Raw genomic sequence first — 281 nt, forward strand, 5'->3', positions numbered from 1 at the left:
GACGTAGTAGATCAGATTACCCATCATGGTCAGCGCCAGCGCGGTGAGCCAGTCCTTGCGGCCCAGCTGACGCAGACGCGCGCGCCCCAGCCACGCCAGCGGCACGGCAATCAGCCCCAGCGCCAGGTAACGTCCGGTCGACTGCAAAATTGCCGGGTACTCCGGCACAATCAGCGGACCGACAAAAATCAGCCCCCACATCAAACCCGCAAGCAGGGCATACAACACGCCGCTAATCATTTTTCCATCCATCTTGATTCACTTTGCGATCAGTGTAGGAG

The 281-nt window shown here is 59.1% G+C and carries 1 protein-coding gene; it reads right to left on the reverse strand.

Annotation, left to right across the window (positions count from 1 at the left end):
* The coding region (locus RTW80_RS28945; RefSeq protein ID WP_312721552.1) for an EamA family transporter at positions 1 to 240 on the reverse strand (240 nt) is incomplete at its 3' end.
* Between the last annotated feature and the right edge of the window lie 41 nt (positions 241 to 281).

The organism is Escherichia sp. AM3 (genome assembly GCF_032029835.1).
Taxonomy (GTDB): domain Bacteria; phylum Pseudomonadota; class Gammaproteobacteria; order Enterobacterales; family Enterobacteriaceae; genus Escherichia; species Escherichia coli.